Origin of the sequence: Corallococcus sp. RDP092CA (genome assembly GCF_041903675.1) — a bacterium.
Taxonomy (GTDB): Bacteria; Myxococcota; Myxococcia; order Myxococcales; family Myxococcaceae; genus Corallococcus.
Window position 1 is genome coordinate 315,900 of record NZ_JAYESI010000002.1, and the last position, 15,187, is coordinate 331,086.

Below are 15,187 nucleotides of genomic sequence, written 5' to 3' on the forward strand. Positions count from 1 at the left end.
GCCATGACCTCCCCCCTCCCGAGCCCGCGTCGAACCTTCACCCGCCTCACCGCCCTGGGGGCGCTCGTGGCGCTCACCGGCTGCGGCGGCGGTGAGACGCGGGTGATGACGCTGGCGGAGCTGTCGGACCGCTCGCTGACCTTCGCGCTGACGGACGTGGACGACGCGGAGACGCCGGACGCGCAGGGCGCGCACCGCTTCACCGTCAGCTACTCCGTGAAGGCGGACGGCCCGTGCTCGCGCTTCGCGGACGACGTGACGGCCACCCTCAACGGCCAGCCCATGACGCTGGTGCCGGGCAGCGCGTCGGACGTGGGCGGGCGCTCGGAGGCGTGTGAGAACAGCCGCGCCTACTTCAACTACGACCCGGCCGCCTGGGGCCGCGAGCCGGTGGAGGACATCGTCGTGCAGCTCCAGGACTCGAGCGGCACCGTGCGGCTGGTGGTCCGGAACGCCAAGGCCAAGCGCAAGTTCACGTTCCAGGGCGAGGGCGCTCCGGACAAGCTGCGCGTGGGGCAGTCCTATGACTTCCTCTGGGAGCCGTCCACGGAGGTGCCCGGTCCGGTGGAGGCGCTGCTCTTTCGCGAAGGGGGCCGCGCTCCCGGCGAGCTCGCCGTCGCGCAGGACGGCAACAAGGTCACCCTCCCCATCCCCGCGGGCACCCCGCAGGCGAACCACACCCTGACGCTGAGCGCGGACCTGGAGGGGGTCGTGGCCGAGTGCGCGGGCGTGGCGTCGTGCTCCGGCGCCATCTACCACGCGCAGGACTTCGTGCTGGCCGTGGTGCCCTGAGGCGCCCTGCGCCTGGGGGCCTCCAGGCGGGGGAGCCGGGCAGGCGGCCCGCGCGCGATTGCCGCTCCACGCCAGCGCCTCCACCGTGGGGGCAGAGCCTTCTCTTCCCACGGAGCGATGACATGGCCCGCGACCCCGACCCGCGCACCGCCGGTCCCCAGCCGCCCTTCCCGAAGCAGACGCAGCCCGCGCCCGGCCACGAAGGCCGCATGGAGCCGGAGCCCGACTACGGCGAGCAGTCGTACAAGGGCCTGGGCCGGCTGCAGGACCGCGTCGCGCTGGTGACGGGCGGCGACAGCGGCATTGGCCGCGCGGTGTGCCTCGCCTTCGCGCGCGAGGGCGCGGACGTGGCGTTCGCGTTCCTCAGCGAGGGCGACGACGCGGACCACACCCGACGCGTCATCGAGTCCTCCGGGCGTCAGGCGCTGCCGCTCGCGGGCGACCTGGCGCTGGAGGCCACCTGCAAGCGAATCGTCGAGGACACGGTGAAGCGCTTCGGGCGCATCGACGTGCTCGTCAACAACGCGGCCTACCAGGGCAAGGCGGTGGAGCGGTTCGAGGACCTGGACGCCGAGCGCGTGGAGCGCGCCTTCAAGGTCAACATCCTCGCGATGTTCCACCTGGTGAAGTACGCGCTGCCGCACATGAAGCCGGGCGCGACCCTCATCAACACCGCGTCCATCCAGGCGTATCAGCCCTCGCCGTCCATCCTCGACTACGCGTCCACGAAGGGCGCCATCGTGGCCTTCACCAAGGGCCTGTCGCAGGAGCTCATCGGCCGGGGCATCCGGGTGAACGCCGTGGCGCCGGGCCCCGTGTGGACGCCGCTGATTCCACAGTCCTACGACGGGGAGAAGGTGCGGGAGTTCGGCGGGAACTCGCCCACGGGGCGGCCCGCGCAGCCCGCGGAGCTGGCGCCCTCCTACGTGTTCCTCGCGTGTGACGAGTCGCGCTTCGTCAACGGGGACATCCTCGGCGTCACCGGAGGCATGTTGCTGGCCTGAGCGCCACGCACTCGGGGTGGGGGATTGCCGTCCGGAAAATGAGGCCCGGGTCGGAATCCCCACCGCCTGCCCGGCAGCGGACACAAGACGTGTCCTCTGGCGGTCGCTTGCGCGAGCGCGAGCCGTGAACGGGAAGTTCCAACCTGGGGGACCGGGTTGCTTTCGGCGTGGGCTCCGTTTCTGATCTGTGACGGAGCTTACCTCTCTCCCTAGGAGGCAGCCACGCATGCAGCTCAACATCACCTTCCGTCAGTTCGGAGCGTCGGATTCGCTGAAGGAGTACGCCCGTGAAAAGGTCGAGCGGGTGAACCGACTGCTGGACCGGGCTGGTGAGGCCCACGTGGTGCTGTCGTTGGAGCGGCACCTGCACCATGCGGACATCACCATCCACTCGGGCGCCTGGATCCTCCGGGGGCGTGAGAAGAGCGATGACATGTACGCGTCCATCGACCTGGCGATGGACAAGATCGAACGCCAGCTGCGCCGCTACCGGGACAAGCTCAAGTCGCACCACGGCCGTGAGAAGGTCCACCACCGCCAGGACCTAGTGAAGGTCCGCCACGACATCTTCGAGGTCCACGACGAGGAGTCCGCCGAGGCCGCGCCCGCCGAGGTCGCGCCCATCCCCTCCTCGCCCGCCGCCCAGGCGCCGGTGGCCGAGTCGGGCGTCGCCCGCCTGGTGCGCACCACGCACCTGGCCATCCAGTCGCTGTCCGTGGATGACGCGGTGATGCAGATGAACTTGATGAACAACGACTTCTACGTGTTCCAGAACCAGCAGTCCCAGGCGCTGTCCATCGTGTACCGCCGCAAGGAAGGGGGGTTCGGCCTCATCGAGCCGCACCTGCCCGCCGCGCCGGTGGCCGCCACCGGCACCTGAGCGGCCGGCTGGGAACCGGGTCCGGGGGCCTCCCCGGCCCGGGCCCGGGATGGGGCAACGCCCAGGCTGACGCGCAGTGAGCGAAGCGCCTGTGACCGCCCAGGCGACCCTTGCGCGAATCCAGAGTGAGGAGTAATTGCCGGCCGAGGAATCATTGCCGGCCCGGAGCGCCAGTGCGGGAGCGCCATTGAGAATCGCCGATTTCCTCAGCCCCCAGGCGGTCGTCGCGGACATGCAGTCCAAGACGAAACCGGAGGTGCTGCGCGAGCTGAGTGCCACGTTGGCGCGGGCGCACCCGACGCTGCGCGAGGACCGGCTGGTGGCGGTGCTCCAGGAACGCGAGAAGCTGGGCAGCACGGGCATTGGCGAGGGCGTGGCCATTCCGCACGGCAAGCTGGCGGGCATGGACAGCCTCCAGGCGGCCTTCGGCGTGTCGCGCGCGGGGGTGGACTTCGAGTCCATCGACGGCAAGCCCACGCACCTGTTCTTCGCGCTGGTGGCGCCGGAGAACAGCGCGGGGGTGCACCTGAAGGCGCTGGCGCGCATCTCGCGGCTGTTCAAGAACCCGCGCTTCCGGGCGGCCATCCTGGAGGCGCCCACGGCCGCGGACATCCACTCCCTCATCGTCCAGGAAGACGCGCGGCCCTGAGGGCCTGACCGGAGACGCCCCGCATGGACGTCGTCCTGCGTCCCATCAACGATCGCTTCTTCCACGAGCAGGTGCTGCCCTTCTTCACGCGCGCCATGGGGGATGCGTGCGGCGCGCTGGAGGCGCTCGCCAACCACCTGGGGGACGCGCAGGCGTTCACCCTCTGCCAGCGGCTGGCCTCGTCGGCGTTGCCGGGGGGCGTGGGGTCGGTGGACTCGGACGGGTGGATGGACCTGGTGGACCGGCTGGTGTTCCAGCCCTGGCGCGAGGCGCCCGGCGGCTGGGAGGTGGGCGGCGCTCCCGGCGGCTACGCGGACGAGTGGGACGAGGCGCTGAACCTGGCGCTGATGGTGGAGGACCCGGCCTATCCCTACTGGGACATGAAGGCGGCGCGCGTGGTGCGGGACAACTTCCGCCGGCGCCCCCCGGGTGAGCAGGGGCTGGCGTCGCTCCTGGCCGGGCAGTGGGACCCCTTCCCGGAGTTCCCGCCGGACCGCGTCTTCGTCACGCAGGGCCGGGGCGAGTACGCGGTCCGTGAGCGGTTCGCGTTCGCGGACTGGGCCTGGCGGCCGGCGAAGACGGTGCTGCACTGGCAGGTGAACCTGCCGCGCAAGCTGGAGCGGCTGCTGACGCGCGAGCTGGAGCGCCTCAAGCTGCCGACGTTGCCGGAGCGCGACGAGGTGCTGGGCTACTGGACGGGGAGGCTGCCCCAGCCGCCGCCCTTGTCCGTGCTGTTCTCCGGCCTGGGCCCGGGCGCGGCCACGTGGATCCGCGAGCTGGGCGCGCTCACGCTGCACCTGCGCACCGCCGCGCAGACGAAGCAGGGCCTGGCCGCGCTGGTGACGCGCGGGACCACCGTGCGGCTGTGAGCTGACGGCCCGGGGCCTGGGCGGCGCTTCCCGGGTTTCCTTGTCCTGCTGTTCCCGGCCATGCTCCGGGCCATGCGCCACTTCTTGTCTCCGGTGGGGGCCCTGCTCCTCGTCGCCGCCGCGCTGCTGACGGGCGGCTGCTCCTCCTCGAAGAAGGCGGAGGCTCCGCGCACGGACCCCACGTCCCTCCCTGGGGCGGACGCGGCCTACGCGGTGGGGGTGACGCAGTCGCTGACCTATGAGGACGCGGTCCGTCACCGCACGCTGAGGCCGGTGGTCTGGTACCCGGTGGCCCCCGGCACGCCGATGGATGACCGCGCGCCGTCGGACCTGTTCAAGCCCTTCTACGGCGCGAAGGACGCACCGCTGTCGGACGCACGAGAGCGCTGGCCGGTGGTGCTGCTGTCACACGGCAGTGGTGGCTCGGTGATGGACCTGTCGTGGTTCGGCTCGAACCTGGCGGCGCACGGCTTCGTCGTCGTGGGGGTGAACCACCCGGGCAACACCTACGGAGACACGAGCCCGGAGGGCTTCGCGCGCGCCTACGAGCGTCCGCGGGACTTCACGGTCATCCTGGACCACCTGTTGAGGGATCCGAAGTGGGGCCCGCGAGTGGACCCGGAGCGCATCGGCGCGTCGGGGCACTCCATGGGGGGATACACGGCGCTGGCGCTGGTGGGGTTGAACCTGAACCTGGAGTGGATCGAGAAGCGCTGCAAGACGCCGGGCACTCGCGAGGAGGTAGGGTGCGAGGCGCTGCGCGACGTGGACTACAGCCGCATCGACATGAAGCTCGCGCGAGCGTCGTACCTGGACCCGCGAGTGAAGGCCGCGTTCGCGATGGCGCCGGGCATGGCGGCTTCCTTTGAAGCGAGAGACACCGCCGACATCCAGAGGCCCGTGGAGCTGGTGCTCGCGAAGGGCGACGAGCTGATGCCGCATGAAGCCCACGGCATGCACCTGGCAGGGCTGCTGCCGCCCGCGACCACGACGACGGTGGTCCTGGACGACGCCGGCCACTTCACCTTCCTGCCCGAGTGCTACCCGAAAGGCTTCGACGTCATCGCGCTGCTGTGCCGTGACCCGGTGGCGGGAACGCGCCCGGCCTCGCACGCACGGACGAACGCGGAGGGCGTGGCGTTCTTCCGCCGCGCGCTGGACGTGCGCTGATCAGGCCGGAGGCGCGGCCTTCGGTGGGCTCTCCAGGAGGATGGTGACGGGCCCGTCGTTCACGAGCGCGACCTTCATGTCCGCGGCGAAGACGCCGGTGCCCACGGTGAGGCCGCGCTGGCGCAGCGCCTCGCAGGCTCGCTCGTAGAGGGCCCTGGCGCCGACCGGCTCCATCGCGTCGATGAAGCTGGGCCGGCGGCCCTTGCGCGCGTCGCCATAGAGCGTGAACTGGCTCACGACGATGAGGTGCTTGGACGTGTCCTCCAGCGACAGGTTCATCTTGCCGTCGGCGTCCTCGAAGATGCGCAGCGTGGCCAGCTTGTCCACCATCCACGTGAGGTCCGCGTCGGTGTCGCCCTTGCCCACGCCCAGGAGCACGAGCAGGCCCGGGCCCATCTCGCTCACGCGCTTCCCGTCCACCGTCACCGACGCTTCCAGCACCCGCTGCACCACGGCCTTCATGTCTTCGTCACCTCCGCCCCTGCTTCCTGCCAGGGACGCCTGGGGCCTTCAAGTCACCGCCCCTCGTGGCGCGGATCCATCGCGTCGCGCAGCGCATCGCCCAGCAGGTTGAAGCCCAGCACGGTGAGCGCCAGCGCGATGCCTGGAAAGAGGGCCACGTGCGGTGCCACCAGCAGGTACTGCGTCCCCTGGTCCACCAGCGCGCCCCACGACGGCGTGCCCGGCGGGACCCCCAGCCCCAGGAAGCTCAGGGACGCCTCCGCGACGATGGCGCCCGGCAGCGCGAACGTCGCCTGCACGAGCAGCGGCCCGGCCGCGTTGGGCAGCAGATGCCGCACGAGGATGCGGCCCGGGCCGCTGCCCAGGGCCCGCGCCGCCTGCACGTAGTCACGCTCGCGCAAGGTGAGCACCTGTCCGCGCGTCAGCCGCGCGTAGCCCGTCCACCCGGTGAACGAGAGCGCGAACACCACGTTGGCGAGGCTGGGGCCCAGCACCGCCGTGATGAACAGCGCCAGCAGGATGCCGGGGAACGCGAGCAGCACGTCCACCAACCGCATCAGCGCTTCGTCCACGAGCCCGCCCGCATGGCCCGCGATGCCGCCCAGCGTGATGCCCACCGCGGCGGAGAGCACCACCGCGAAGAAGGACACCTCCAGCGACACGCGCGCGCCGTACAGCACGTGCGTGAGCACGTCGATGCCGTTCTCCCCCGTGCCCAGCAGGTGGCCGGACGTGGGGGGCGACAGCTCGCGCGTGAGGTCGATGGCGTCCGGCGCATGGGGGCTGAGCCACGGCGCGAACAGCGCGGTGAACACCCAGACGCACGCCACGGCCCACCCGAACCGGGCGCCCCACGAGCGCAGCCGGAGGCGATGGGCCGCGCTCATGCGCGCCTCCGCACGCGGGGGTCCACCCACGCATAGGCGAGGTCGGTGAGCGTGTTGACCAGCACGTAGCAGAACGTGAAGAGGAGCACCGTGGCGCGCACGGTGTTGTAGTCGCGCTTCTCGATGGCGGTGAGCAGCAGCGTGCCCATGCCCGGCCACGCGAACACCTTCTCCGTCACGATGGCGCCGCCCAGCAGCGCGCCGAACTCCAGGCCCAGCACGGTCACCAGCGGCAGGAGCGCGTTGCGGAACGCGTGCTTCCACAGGACCGCGCGGGGCGACAGGCCCTTGGCCCGGGCCACCGTGACGTAGTCCTCGCGCAGGGCCTCCAGCATCGTCGCGCGCGTCATCCGCGCGAGGAACGCGGCCAGCGCGGTGCCCAGCGTGAACGCGGGCAGCACCAGGTGCCGCCACGACTCCGCGCCCGACACCGGCAGCCAGTCCAGCTTCAGCGCGAACAGGATGATCAGCACCGGCCCCAACCAGAAGCGGGGCAGGGCGACACCCGCCACGGACACGCCCATCGCCGCCGCGTCCACGGGCGTCCCCCGCCGCGCCGCCGCCATCACGCCCAGGGGCAGCGCCAGCACCAGGGACACCGCCATGGCCGCCACCGTGAGCAGCAGCGTGTAAGGCAGCGCCGCGCCCAGGGCCGGCAGCACCTTGCGCTGGAACGGAGGCAGCGACGTGCGCAGCTCGCCAGTGGCCAGGTCTCGGGCGAACGTCCAGAGCTGCGCGTACCACGGCAGGTCCAGCCCCACGGCCTGCCGCAGCGCCGCGCGGTCCACCTGCGTCGCCTGCTCGCCCAGCATCACGTCCACCGGGTCGCCGGGCACGAGGTGCAGGAACAGCGACACGAGCAGCAGCGCGCCCACCATCGCGATGCCCGCGGACACGAGCCTCCGGGTCACGGTGTGTCTCCGCGCCCGGGCGTCACTTCCCGCGCCTTCGCCAGGGGCAGCAGCAGGCCGTGCGCGCTGGGCTCGAAGTCCGCGAGCCGCGAGGACACCACCGCGATGCTGGCCTCATGCCACAGCGGGATGACGGGCAGCACCGCGTCCAGCTCCCGCTGCGCCTCCGCGTACAGCGTCCTCCGCTCCTCCCGCGTCGCCTGCGTCGCCGCGTCCAGCACCCGGTCCAGCGTTGGAGCCTTCAGCGCGCCCCGGTTGAACCCACCCCAGTGGTTCTCCGGCCCCGGGACGTTCGCGGAATGGAACGCGCCCCGCAGCAGGTCCGGCTCCATCACGGCGGCCCACTTCAACGTGAACAGCTCGAAGCGCCCCCGGCGCACGTCCTCGAAGAACGTGCCGAACTCCAGCGCCCGCACCTCCACCGCGATGCCGCCCTGCGCCAACTGCTCCTTGAGCACCAGCGCCACCGCGCGACGGAAGCGGTCCGTGCTCGTCTTGAAGGTGAAGGACAGCCGCGGCCGTCCTCCGGGCCCGTCCGGGTCCGGATACCCCGCCGCGTCCAGAAGCCGGGCCGCCGCCTCCGGCGCGTAGCCGCACCCAGCCGTGGGCGTGAAGGCCCAGTGCTCGCGAGGCAGCATGCTGGACGCGGGCTCCGCCAGGCCGTGCAGCTTGTGCTCCACCAGCGGGCGCACGTCGATGAGGTGGCACAGCGCCTGGCGCACGCGCGCGTCCGCGAGCGGCCCCTCGCGCAGGTTGAGCCCCAGGTACGTGAAGCCCGTGCCCGGCTTCGTCACCACGCGCAGGTGGGGCGCCTCGCGCAGCGCGGGCAGCACCGCCGGGGACACGCCGTTCACCACCAGGTCCGCGCGGCCCTTGAGCAGCTCCAGCACCCGCGTCGTCTCGTCCCGCACCACCCGGAACGTCAGCCGCGACACGGCGGGCCTCCCCGCGTACCAGCCCTCGAAGGGGACCAGCGTCAGGTGCTCCTCGTCCGGCCACGACTCGAACCGGAACGGGCCCGCGCCCACCGGGTGCGCGCCTTGCGCCTCGATGCCTCCGGGCCCCGCGCGCTCCTCGGGCAGGATGGCCGCGGACAGCTCCGCGAGCAGCGGCGCGTACGGCCGCTTCAGATGGAAGCGCACCGTGCGGGCATCCACCACCTCCACCCGCTCCAGCGGCTCGTAGCGCTCGCGCTTGGGGCTGCCCAGCTTCGGATCGCGCAGGGCGTCGAAGGTGGCCTTCACGTCCTCGGCGGTGAGGGCGCTCCCGTCGTGGAAGGTCAGGTCCGGGCGGAGGACGAACTCCACCACCGTCGCCGAGACCTCACGGAAGGACTCCGCCAGCTGGGGCACCGGACGGCTCGCGTCATCGAAGGTGATGAGCCCCGGGCTGACGAGCTGCGCCAGCCGCTGTCCATGGGCCGTGAGGGCGAAGCGGTCATCCAGACTGTCCGGCGGGGCCTCCAACAACACCGTGATGCCCGCGGGGGGCGCCGGGTCGCGGCACCCAGCGCCCAGCACCAGCGCCAGCGCGAGGACGAACACCCGGGTGGCACGGGAGGGCAGGGGAGGCATGGCGTCTGTCACGAGGTGGATGTCAGGCGGGACGTCCATGCTGCGCCAGCCGTCTTCCTGTTTCCAGGAAGCAGGCAGGCGGGCAGGGGCATGATGGACGTGGATCCACTCCCCACCCTTGCCGCCCCTTTCCTCCCTTCTTCATAATGGATTCGCGACTTCCCTGGAGCGTGCGTGCAGGTTTTTCGAACCAGACCCTTCTGGGCAGCGACCGCCATTGCCTTGTGGCTGCCTTCCGTCACCCTGGCCGCGTCGCCGTCCGCCGAGAAAAAGGCTGAGCGCGAGGCGCTGAAGAACGCGCTCGTGCAGGTGATGCAGCGCACCGCGCTCAAGAGCAGCCGCGTGGGCGTCCACATGCAGAGCCTGGACGACGGCACCGTGGTGTTCAGCCACAACGCGGACGAGCTGCTCAACCCCGCCTCCAACGTGAAGCTCGTCACGTCCTCCGCGGCGCTCGTCTCCCTGGGGCCGGAGTACCGCTACGAGACGGAGTTCCTCGTCGACCCGGAGCTGCCCGCGGACGGCAAGGTCAAGACGCTCTACGTGCGCGGCAAGGGCGACCCCACCGTCACCACCGAGCGCCTCTACAGCATGACCTCCGAGCTGCTCCACGCGGGCCTCAAGGAGGTGCAGGACATCGTCGTGGACGACTCCTGGTTCGACGCCGAGCGCACCCCGCCCGGCTACGACCAGGAGGACTCCGACCGCGCGTACATGGCGCCCACCGGCGCGGTGAGCCTCAACTGGAACGCGGTCGCCGTCTACGTGCGCTCCGCCCCCGGCGGCAAGGCCGCGGTCGACATGGAGCCCCCCAGCGACTACTTCGTCGTGGACAGCGCCGTCACCAGCGGCCCCGGCCGCGCGCGCCGCGTGTCCGTGAAGTCCGCGGCCTACGGCGACAAGCAGAAGATCACGGTCAAGGGCCAGGTCCCCGACGAGCGCGGCCCCGTGAGCGTCTGGAAGAAGATCGACAACCCGCCCATGTACTTCGGCGGGACGCTCAAGCAGCTGCTCGTGTCGCGCGGCGTGAAGGTGCGGGGCAAGGTGAAGCTGGGCCTGACGCCGTCCCGCGCGAAGGTCGTGCACGTGTCCCAGTCCGACACGTTCGACATCGTCCTCAAGCGCCTCAACAAGCTGTCCAGCAACTTCGTCGCGGAGACGCTCCTCAAGACGATGGGCGCGGAGCTGCGCGGCTCGCCGGGCTCGTTCGCCAAGGGCATCGACGTGGTGGAGGAGTTCCTGGCCCGCGACGTGGGCATCCCGCGCGGCACCTACGTGATGAAGAACGGCAGCGGCCTCAACGACGCCAACCGCTTCTCCACCGCGCAGGTGGACCGGCTGCTGCGCCACATGTACGAGCGCTTCCCGCTGGCCCCGGAGTACCTGTCCTCGCTGGGCATCGCCGGCAAGGACGGCACGCTCAAGTACCGCTTCGACGGCACGGACGCCGTGGGCCGGCTGCGCGCCAAGACGGGCACCCTGGAGGGCGTCTCCGCGCTCAGCGGCTACGTGCAGTCCGCGGGCGGGGAGAAGTTCTCCTTCTCCATCATGGTCAACGACTACGCGGGCCGCGCCGGCCCCGTCGTCGCGGGCATGGACGCCCTGGGCGCCGCCGTGGCCGCCACCGGCTCCACGCTGGGGCCGGGCAACGCGCTGGCCTCCCTCAATGAGGGCCAGAAGGCGCAGGGCGGCCTGCCGGACATCGCCAACCGCGTGAAGACCTACCTGGAGCTGGGCAAGCAGCGCGATCAACGCAACATCGGGTTCCTGCGCACCGCGTGGCGCAGCGAGCGCGACCCCGCCGTGCGCGCCGTGCTGGCGGAGAGCCTCTACCAGTCCAACCCGCACGACTACCTGGGCACCCGCACGCTGCTGGACAGCTACTCCGCCACGGACGACGTCTACGGCCGCCTGCGCCAGGTGGCCCGCGCCCTGTCCGTGGGCGTGCCCGGCGTGAGCAGCATGGTGGAGCTGGCCTCCGGCGGAAACACGGAGGCCCTGGCCCGCGTGCTGGAGCTGTGCCGCGCGGCCGGCGTCGCCCAGGACCTCCAGGCCCAGGAGGAGCTGGCGGACGGCCTGGGCGAAGTGGCCCGCACGGCCCCGGACGAGCTGGTCGCCGCCCTGCGCGCCGCCAGCCCCGCCGAGCGCGACGCCACCGTGCCGCTCCTCGCCCAGGGCCTGGTGAAGGCCGGGGACACCACCCACCCGTTCTGGAAGTCCCTGCGCAAGCTCGGCTCCGGGGGAATGGACCCGCAGCTCGTCGCCTTCGCCAAGGGGCTGGACTCCACGCTCACCACCCAGATGGCCGAGGCCCGGGCCTCCCCGCGCGCCCAGCCCGTCCAGGTGGTGGCCCCCGCCTCCGCCACGCCCAACGTGGTCCCTGCCTCCGGCGTCCTCCGCCCGGGTGGGTAGGCCCCCTGGGGCAGCTCCGCCCGCCCGGACCGCGGGCGTCCGGGCGGGCCCGCCGTGCTGCCGGCTCCCCTCACACCCAACACCCCGGAATCCTTGAGGTTTCCCGCCCGGGGAGCAGGCGGGCGTCCGCCCAGACCGTCCCCGGCCGGTTTCTAGCGGGGGGAATGTCAGTGGTGGATGCTATGGGCTGAAGGACCTGTCGGGGCGTGTGGCCCCGGAGGTTGTGCCTGGCCCTCGGTGGGCCGGGTATCGGGAGGAAACATGGCTGGAGGCGTGAACAAGGTCATTCTCATCGGCAACCTCGGGGCGGACCCCGAAGTGCGCTTCACCCCGGGCGGTCAGGCCGTGGCGAACTTCCGCATCGCGACGAGCGAGAGCTGGAACGACAAGAACGGCCAGAAGCAGGAGCGCACCGAGTGGCACCGCATCGTCGTCTGGGGAAAGCTCGCGGAGCTGTGCGGCGAGTACCTCAAGAAGGGGCGGCAGTGCTTCGTCGAAGGCCGTCTGCAGACGCGCGAGTGGATGGATAAGGAGAACAGGAAGAACTACACCACCGAGGTCGTCGCCACCTCCGTCACCTTCCTCGGCGGCCGTGACGCCGGTGAGGGCTACAGCGGCGGCAACGGCGGCGGGCGCCGGCAGCAGGGCCGCGACGACTACGGCCAGCCGCCCCCCATGGACGACGGCGGCGGCATGGGCGGCAACCCCGGCGGCGGGGAAGACGACATCCCGTTCTAACGCCGTGGGGGTTCCCCCTGAAAAGCGAACCGGCCGCTCCTGGCTATCAGGGGCGGCCGGTCGTGTCTCCAGGGGCCGGCCTTCTCAAGGGCCCGGCCTCACTGCGCTCTTCGTCAGCCGACGTCCATGCCCGTCGGGCCGTACGCCGCGCCCGCCGTGTAGAGGGCGTAGATGGTGCCCCAGGCCATGGCCAGGAGGATGAGGAAGATGAGGATGGAGAAGGGCTCGAAGCGGCGCATGGAGCGGTCGCTCGCGAAGATGCCCCAGCCCATGGCGAAGGTCTGGAGGCCGTTGGCCAGGTGGTACGCGGTGCCCAGCGTGCCCAGCAGGTAGACCATCAGCGTGGGGCCGTGGAAGTGCATCTCCCGCGCGATGTCCACGAAGGGCTCCGCATGGCCCTCCACCAGGCGCGGGTGCAGGAAGGCCAGCCAGATGTGGGCGCCCAGGAACGCGAGCACGCCCAGGCCCGCCACGCGCTGCACGAGGTACTTGAGGTTGCCGTAGTTGTTGTACGCGAGGTTGTTCGGCTTGAAGCTGAAGATGCGCACCATGCCCCACGCGGCGTGGATGAGCAGCGGCAGCATGACGATGATGAACGTGAACGCCTGGGCGAACGGGTTCGCGTACTCCGTCACCGACTTTTCCCAGGCCGTCGCGCCGTAGAAGGCGGACAGGTTGTCCCACAGATGGTTGATGACCCAGATGCTCAGGGGCACCACGGCGAGGAACGACCCCAGCCGCGACTTCAGCAGGGGCGTCCGGTCGGTGATGGCTTCGGCGGTGGCTTGGGTGCTCATCGAGTCTCCAGCGGGGCGCGCGGATGGGTGGGGTGAAGACCCCCGCGAGCCCAAGTCAGGGCCTGGGTGCTACGGCCAACGGGCGGTTTATAGCCGTTCCACCCCGCCGGCTGGATTTCTTCCGCATCCGCCGCCGCCGCCCGCGCCAGCCGGGGAACACCGACTCATAAGCCCGGCCGATGCCAGCCCCCCGCCCTGACTGCTGGCCGCCAGGCGGGCGTCCCGTCCCCGTCCCTCTTCCATTGGCGGGCGCGGACGGGTGGGGCACGCTAACCAGCCCTATGCCCGATGAGCTTGTCAGTGGATTGTTGAAGGCGTCGGACCTGCGCCTGGTCCTGGCCACCACCGGGGACCTGTCCCGCCAGGCCCGCGCCACGCACCAGAGCATGCCGGCGGCCGCCGCCCTCCTGTCCCAGGGGCTCACCGCCGCCGCCCTCATGGGCTCGCTCCGCAAGGGCACGGACTCCCGGATCAACCTGCAACTGGAGTGCGACGGCCCCCTGCGCGGCCTCTTCGTGGACGGCGACGCGAACGGCGTCGTGCGCGGCTACGTGAAGAACACGCTGGTGGAGTACTCGGGCGCGGAGGGCCGCTACCACTGGCGCCCGGTGCTGGGGAACCGGGGCTTCCTGTCCGTGCTGCGCGACCAGGGCGGCGGCGAGTACTACCGCTCGTCCGTGGAGCTGGAGCACTTCGACCTGGTGGCGGACCTGGAGCGCTACTTCCACCAGTCGGATCAGGTGCCCTCGCACCTCCTGATGGCGCAGCTGCCCGGCCTGGTGGACGGCCAGGAGGATCCGCTGGCCACCGTGGTGGGCCTGCTGGTGCAGCCCCTGCCCGACGGGGACAAGGAGGCCTTCCGCGCGCTGGGCACCCGCCTGGGGGCGCAGTTCCAGGCGGCCGTGCAGGCGCACGCGCAGGACGGGGCGGTGACGCTCCTGCGCTCGCTGGTGCCGGAGGCGGACCTGGAGGTCATGTCGCGCTACCCGCTGCGCTTCACCTGCTCGTGCAGCCGCGACCGCGTGAAGCTCGCGCTCCTGGCCATGGGCCGCGAGGAGCTGCAGGACCTCCTGGAGAAGGAAGGCCAGGCGGAGGCCACCTGCCAGTTCTGCACGACGCGCTATGTCATCCCGGGCGCGGAGATTCAGCAGATGCTGGTGGAGGGCAGCGCCTGAGCCCGCCCCCGCGGACGGGGCCGCTGTCCTGAAGACAGACATCCTTATCGCACCGGAGGATGTTTCAGCGCCTCACATCCACCGGTGGAGCAGGCGCGGCGGTTGTGGCGGGGTCGCGATGCTCGGGATATGACAGGGCCGCCGCATCTCACCCGGAGCTTTCGTCGTGGCCATCAAGCGGGCAGCGCCGCCGAAGTCCCAGGACCCTCGCAACCCTTCCTCGAAGTCCGTGTCCTCCTCCACCCAGAAGGAGGGGGCGGAGAAGCTCGTCTCCATCCCCAATGACATGGTGCTGGCGCCGCAGGTGGAGGCCCCGCGCCAACCCACCGGCCGCGACCAGTCCCGGCACAGGTCCACGGGCGTGGTGGAGCTGTCGTGGGCGGAGTTCGACCGGCGGGTGCAGGCGCTGGCGCGCACCATCCGTCAGGCGTGGGAGCCGCAGGCGGTGGTGGGCGTGGCCCACGGCGGCGTGTTCGTGGGCGGGGCGCTTGCGGGCGCGCTCGGCTGCGAGTTCTTCCCCGTGCGCATCAGCCGCCGCAGCCGCGACAAGGCCGAGCGCTCCCTGGAGCGCGGCCAGCCCCAGGTGAGCGAGGAGATGCCCCGGGAGCTCAAGGGCCGCCGCGTGCTCATCGTGGACGACATCGCGTCCAGCGGGGACACGCTGGAGCTGGCCTCGGCGCTCGCGCGCAAGGTGGGCGCGACGGAGATCCGCACCGCGTGCCTGATTGCGCGGCCGGAGGGCTTCACGCCAGACCACGTGGGGCTGTCCACGGACTCGCTCTTCGTCTTCCCGTGGGACTACCAGCCGGTGATGGGCGACGCGCACCTCGACGACGACCCGGACAAGGCCGGGGCCTGAGTCCCGCG

15 protein-coding genes are annotated in these 15,187 nt (G+C 71.4%); 10 read left to right on the top strand and 5 right to left on the bottom strand.

Annotation, left to right across the window (positions count from 1 at the left end):
* Positions 1-3 precede the first annotated feature (3 nt).
* From U8525_RS03555 to U8525_RS03580, 6 genes are all read left to right on the top strand, one after another.
* Positions 4-792 carry a hypothetical protein gene (locus U8525_RS03555; RefSeq protein ID WP_374261153.1) on the top strand — a complete coding sequence of 263 codons (789 nt, stop codon included), beginning with the start codon at positions 4-6 and terminating at the stop codon, positions 790-792.
* A gap of 122 nt (positions 793-914) precedes the next feature.
* The gene (locus tag U8525_RS03560; protein WP_374261156.1) at positions 915-1,796 is read left to right on the top strand and encodes an SDR family oxidoreductase; all 882 of its coding nucleotides are present in this window, start codon (positions 915-917) and stop codon (positions 1,794-1,796) included.
* Between the two features lie 226 nt (positions 1,797-2,022).
* Positions 2,023-2,676 carry a ribosome hibernation-promoting factor, HPF/YfiA family gene (hpf, locus tag U8525_RS03565; RefSeq protein ID WP_374261159.1) on the top strand — a complete coding sequence of 218 codons (654 nt, stop codon included), beginning with the start codon at positions 2,023-2,025 and terminating at the stop codon, positions 2,674-2,676.
* A gap of 187 nt (positions 2,677-2,863) precedes the next feature.
* Complete coding sequence (locus U8525_RS03570; protein ID WP_374261161.1) at positions 2,864-3,325, top strand: PTS sugar transporter subunit IIA; 462 nt, start codon at positions 2,864-2,866, stop codon at positions 3,323-3,325.
* Positions 3,326-3,348: 23 nt separating this feature from the next.
* The gene (locus tag U8525_RS03575; protein WP_374261163.1) at positions 3,349-4,194 is read left to right on the top strand and encodes a hypothetical protein; all 846 of its coding nucleotides are present in this window, start codon (positions 3,349-3,351) and stop codon (positions 4,192-4,194) included.
* A gap of 72 nt (positions 4,195-4,266) precedes the next feature.
* Entirely contained in the window at positions 4,267-5,364 is a 1,098-nt protein-coding gene (locus U8525_RS03580) for an alpha/beta hydrolase family protein (protein ID WP_374261166.1), read from the top strand.
* On the opposite strand, the gene dtd is transcribed toward U8525_RS03580, so the two are convergent.
* Genes dtd through U8525_RS03600 form a run of 4 tightly spaced genes read right to left on the bottom strand, consistent with a single transcriptional unit; the run spans position 5,365 to position 9,237 of the window.
* The gene (gene dtd / locus U8525_RS03585; RefSeq protein ID WP_374261169.1) at positions 5,365-5,826 is read right to left on the bottom strand and encodes a D-aminoacyl-tRNA deacylase; all 462 of its coding nucleotides are present in this window, start codon (positions 5,824-5,826) and stop codon (positions 5,365-5,367) included.
* A 53-nt stretch (positions 5,827-5,879) separates the two neighbouring features.
* Positions 5,880-6,713, bottom strand: a complete 834-nt coding sequence (locus tag U8525_RS03590; RefSeq protein WP_374261172.1) for an ABC transporter permease — start codon at positions 6,711-6,713, stop codon at positions 5,880-5,882.
* Positions 6,710-7,624, bottom strand: a complete 915-nt coding sequence (locus U8525_RS03595; protein WP_374261174.1) for an ABC transporter permease — start codon at positions 7,622-7,624, stop codon at positions 6,710-6,712. Before U8525_RS03595 ends, U8525_RS03590 begins: the two co-directional genes overlap by 4 nt.
* Complete coding sequence (locus U8525_RS03600) at positions 7,621-9,237, bottom strand: ABC transporter substrate-binding protein (protein WP_374261176.1); 1,617 nt, start codon at positions 9,235-9,237, stop codon at positions 7,621-7,623. The genes U8525_RS03595 and U8525_RS03600 overlap by 4 nt, the downstream gene beginning before the upstream one ends.
* Before the next feature lie 135 nt (positions 9,238-9,372).
* Between U8525_RS03600 and dacB the strand changes: the two genes are divergently transcribed.
* Both dacB and U8525_RS03610 read left to right on the top strand, forming a co-directional pair.
* Positions 9,373-11,610, top strand: coding sequence for a D-alanyl-D-alanine carboxypeptidase/D-alanyl-D-alanine-endopeptidase (gene dacB, locus U8525_RS03605; RefSeq protein ID WP_374261179.1), 2,238 nt, complete (start codon positions 9,373-9,375; stop codon positions 11,608-11,610).
* Between the two features lie 261 nt (positions 11,611-11,871).
* Positions 11,872-12,348 (top strand): single-stranded DNA-binding protein, encoded by a 477-nt coding sequence (locus U8525_RS03610; RefSeq protein ID WP_374261182.1) that lies wholly within the window; start codon positions 11,872-11,874, stop codon positions 12,346-12,348.
* A 113-nt stretch (positions 12,349-12,461) separates the two neighbouring features.
* Here U8525_RS03610 and U8525_RS03615 read toward each other — a convergent pair whose 3' ends face one another.
* Complete coding sequence (locus U8525_RS03615) at positions 12,462-13,145, bottom strand: succinate dehydrogenase (RefSeq protein ID WP_374261184.1); 684 nt, start codon at positions 13,143-13,145, stop codon at positions 12,462-12,464.
* A 281-nt stretch (positions 13,146-13,426) separates the two neighbouring features.
* Here U8525_RS03615 and U8525_RS03620 point away from each other — a divergent pair, with 281 nt between their 5' ends.
* Entirely contained in the window at positions 13,427-14,320 is an 894-nt protein-coding gene (locus U8525_RS03620; RefSeq protein WP_374261187.1) for an Hsp33 family molecular chaperone HslO, read from the top strand.
* Between the two features lie 166 nt (positions 14,321-14,486).
* The gene (locus tag U8525_RS03625; protein WP_374261189.1) at positions 14,487-15,179 is read left to right on the top strand and encodes a phosphoribosyltransferase; all 693 of its coding nucleotides are present in this window, start codon (positions 14,487-14,489) and stop codon (positions 15,177-15,179) included.
* Positions 15,180-15,187 lie beyond the last annotated feature (8 nt).

What these genes read in the sequence shown, in the direction of transcription:
- U8525_RS03615 (WP_374261184.1), bottom strand. Translation starts at nt 13,145, where the DNA reads ATGAGCACCCAAGCCACCGCCGAAGCCATCACCGACCGGACGCCCCTG.
- hpf (WP_374261159.1), top strand. Translation starts at nt 2,023, where the DNA reads ATGCAGCTCAACATCACCTTCCGTCAGTTCGGAGCGTCGGATTCGCTG.
- dtd (WP_374261169.1), bottom strand. Translation starts at nt 5,826, where the DNA reads ATGAAGGCCGTGGTGCAGCGGGTGCTGGAAGCGTCGGTGACGGTGGAC.
- U8525_RS03610 (WP_374261182.1), top strand. Translation starts at nt 11,872, where the DNA reads ATGGCTGGAGGCGTGAACAAGGTCATTCTCATCGGCAACCTCGGGGCG.
- U8525_RS03580 (WP_374261166.1), top strand. Translation starts at nt 4,267, where the DNA reads ATGCGCCACTTCTTGTCTCCGGTGGGGGCCCTGCTCCTCGTCGCCGCC.
- U8525_RS03600 (WP_374261176.1), bottom strand. Translation starts at nt 9,237, where the DNA reads ATGGACGTCCCGCCTGACATCCACCTCGTGACAGACGCCATGCCTCCC.
- U8525_RS03620 (WP_374261187.1), top strand. Translation starts at nt 13,427, where the DNA reads ATGCCCGATGAGCTTGTCAGTGGATTGTTGAAGGCGTCGGACCTGCGC.
- U8525_RS03560 (WP_374261156.1), top strand. Translation starts at nt 915, where the DNA reads ATGGCCCGCGACCCCGACCCGCGCACCGCCGGTCCCCAGCCGCCCTTC.
- U8525_RS03575 (WP_374261163.1), top strand. Translation starts at nt 3,349, where the DNA reads ATGGACGTCGTCCTGCGTCCCATCAACGATCGCTTCTTCCACGAGCAG.
- U8525_RS03590 (WP_374261172.1), bottom strand. Translation starts at nt 6,713, where the DNA reads ATGAGCGCGGCCCATCGCCTCCGGCTGCGCTCGTGGGGCGCCCGGTTC.
- U8525_RS03555 (WP_374261153.1), top strand. Translation starts at nt 4, where the DNA reads ATGACCTCCCCCCTCCCGAGCCCGCGTCGAACCTTCACCCGCCTCACC.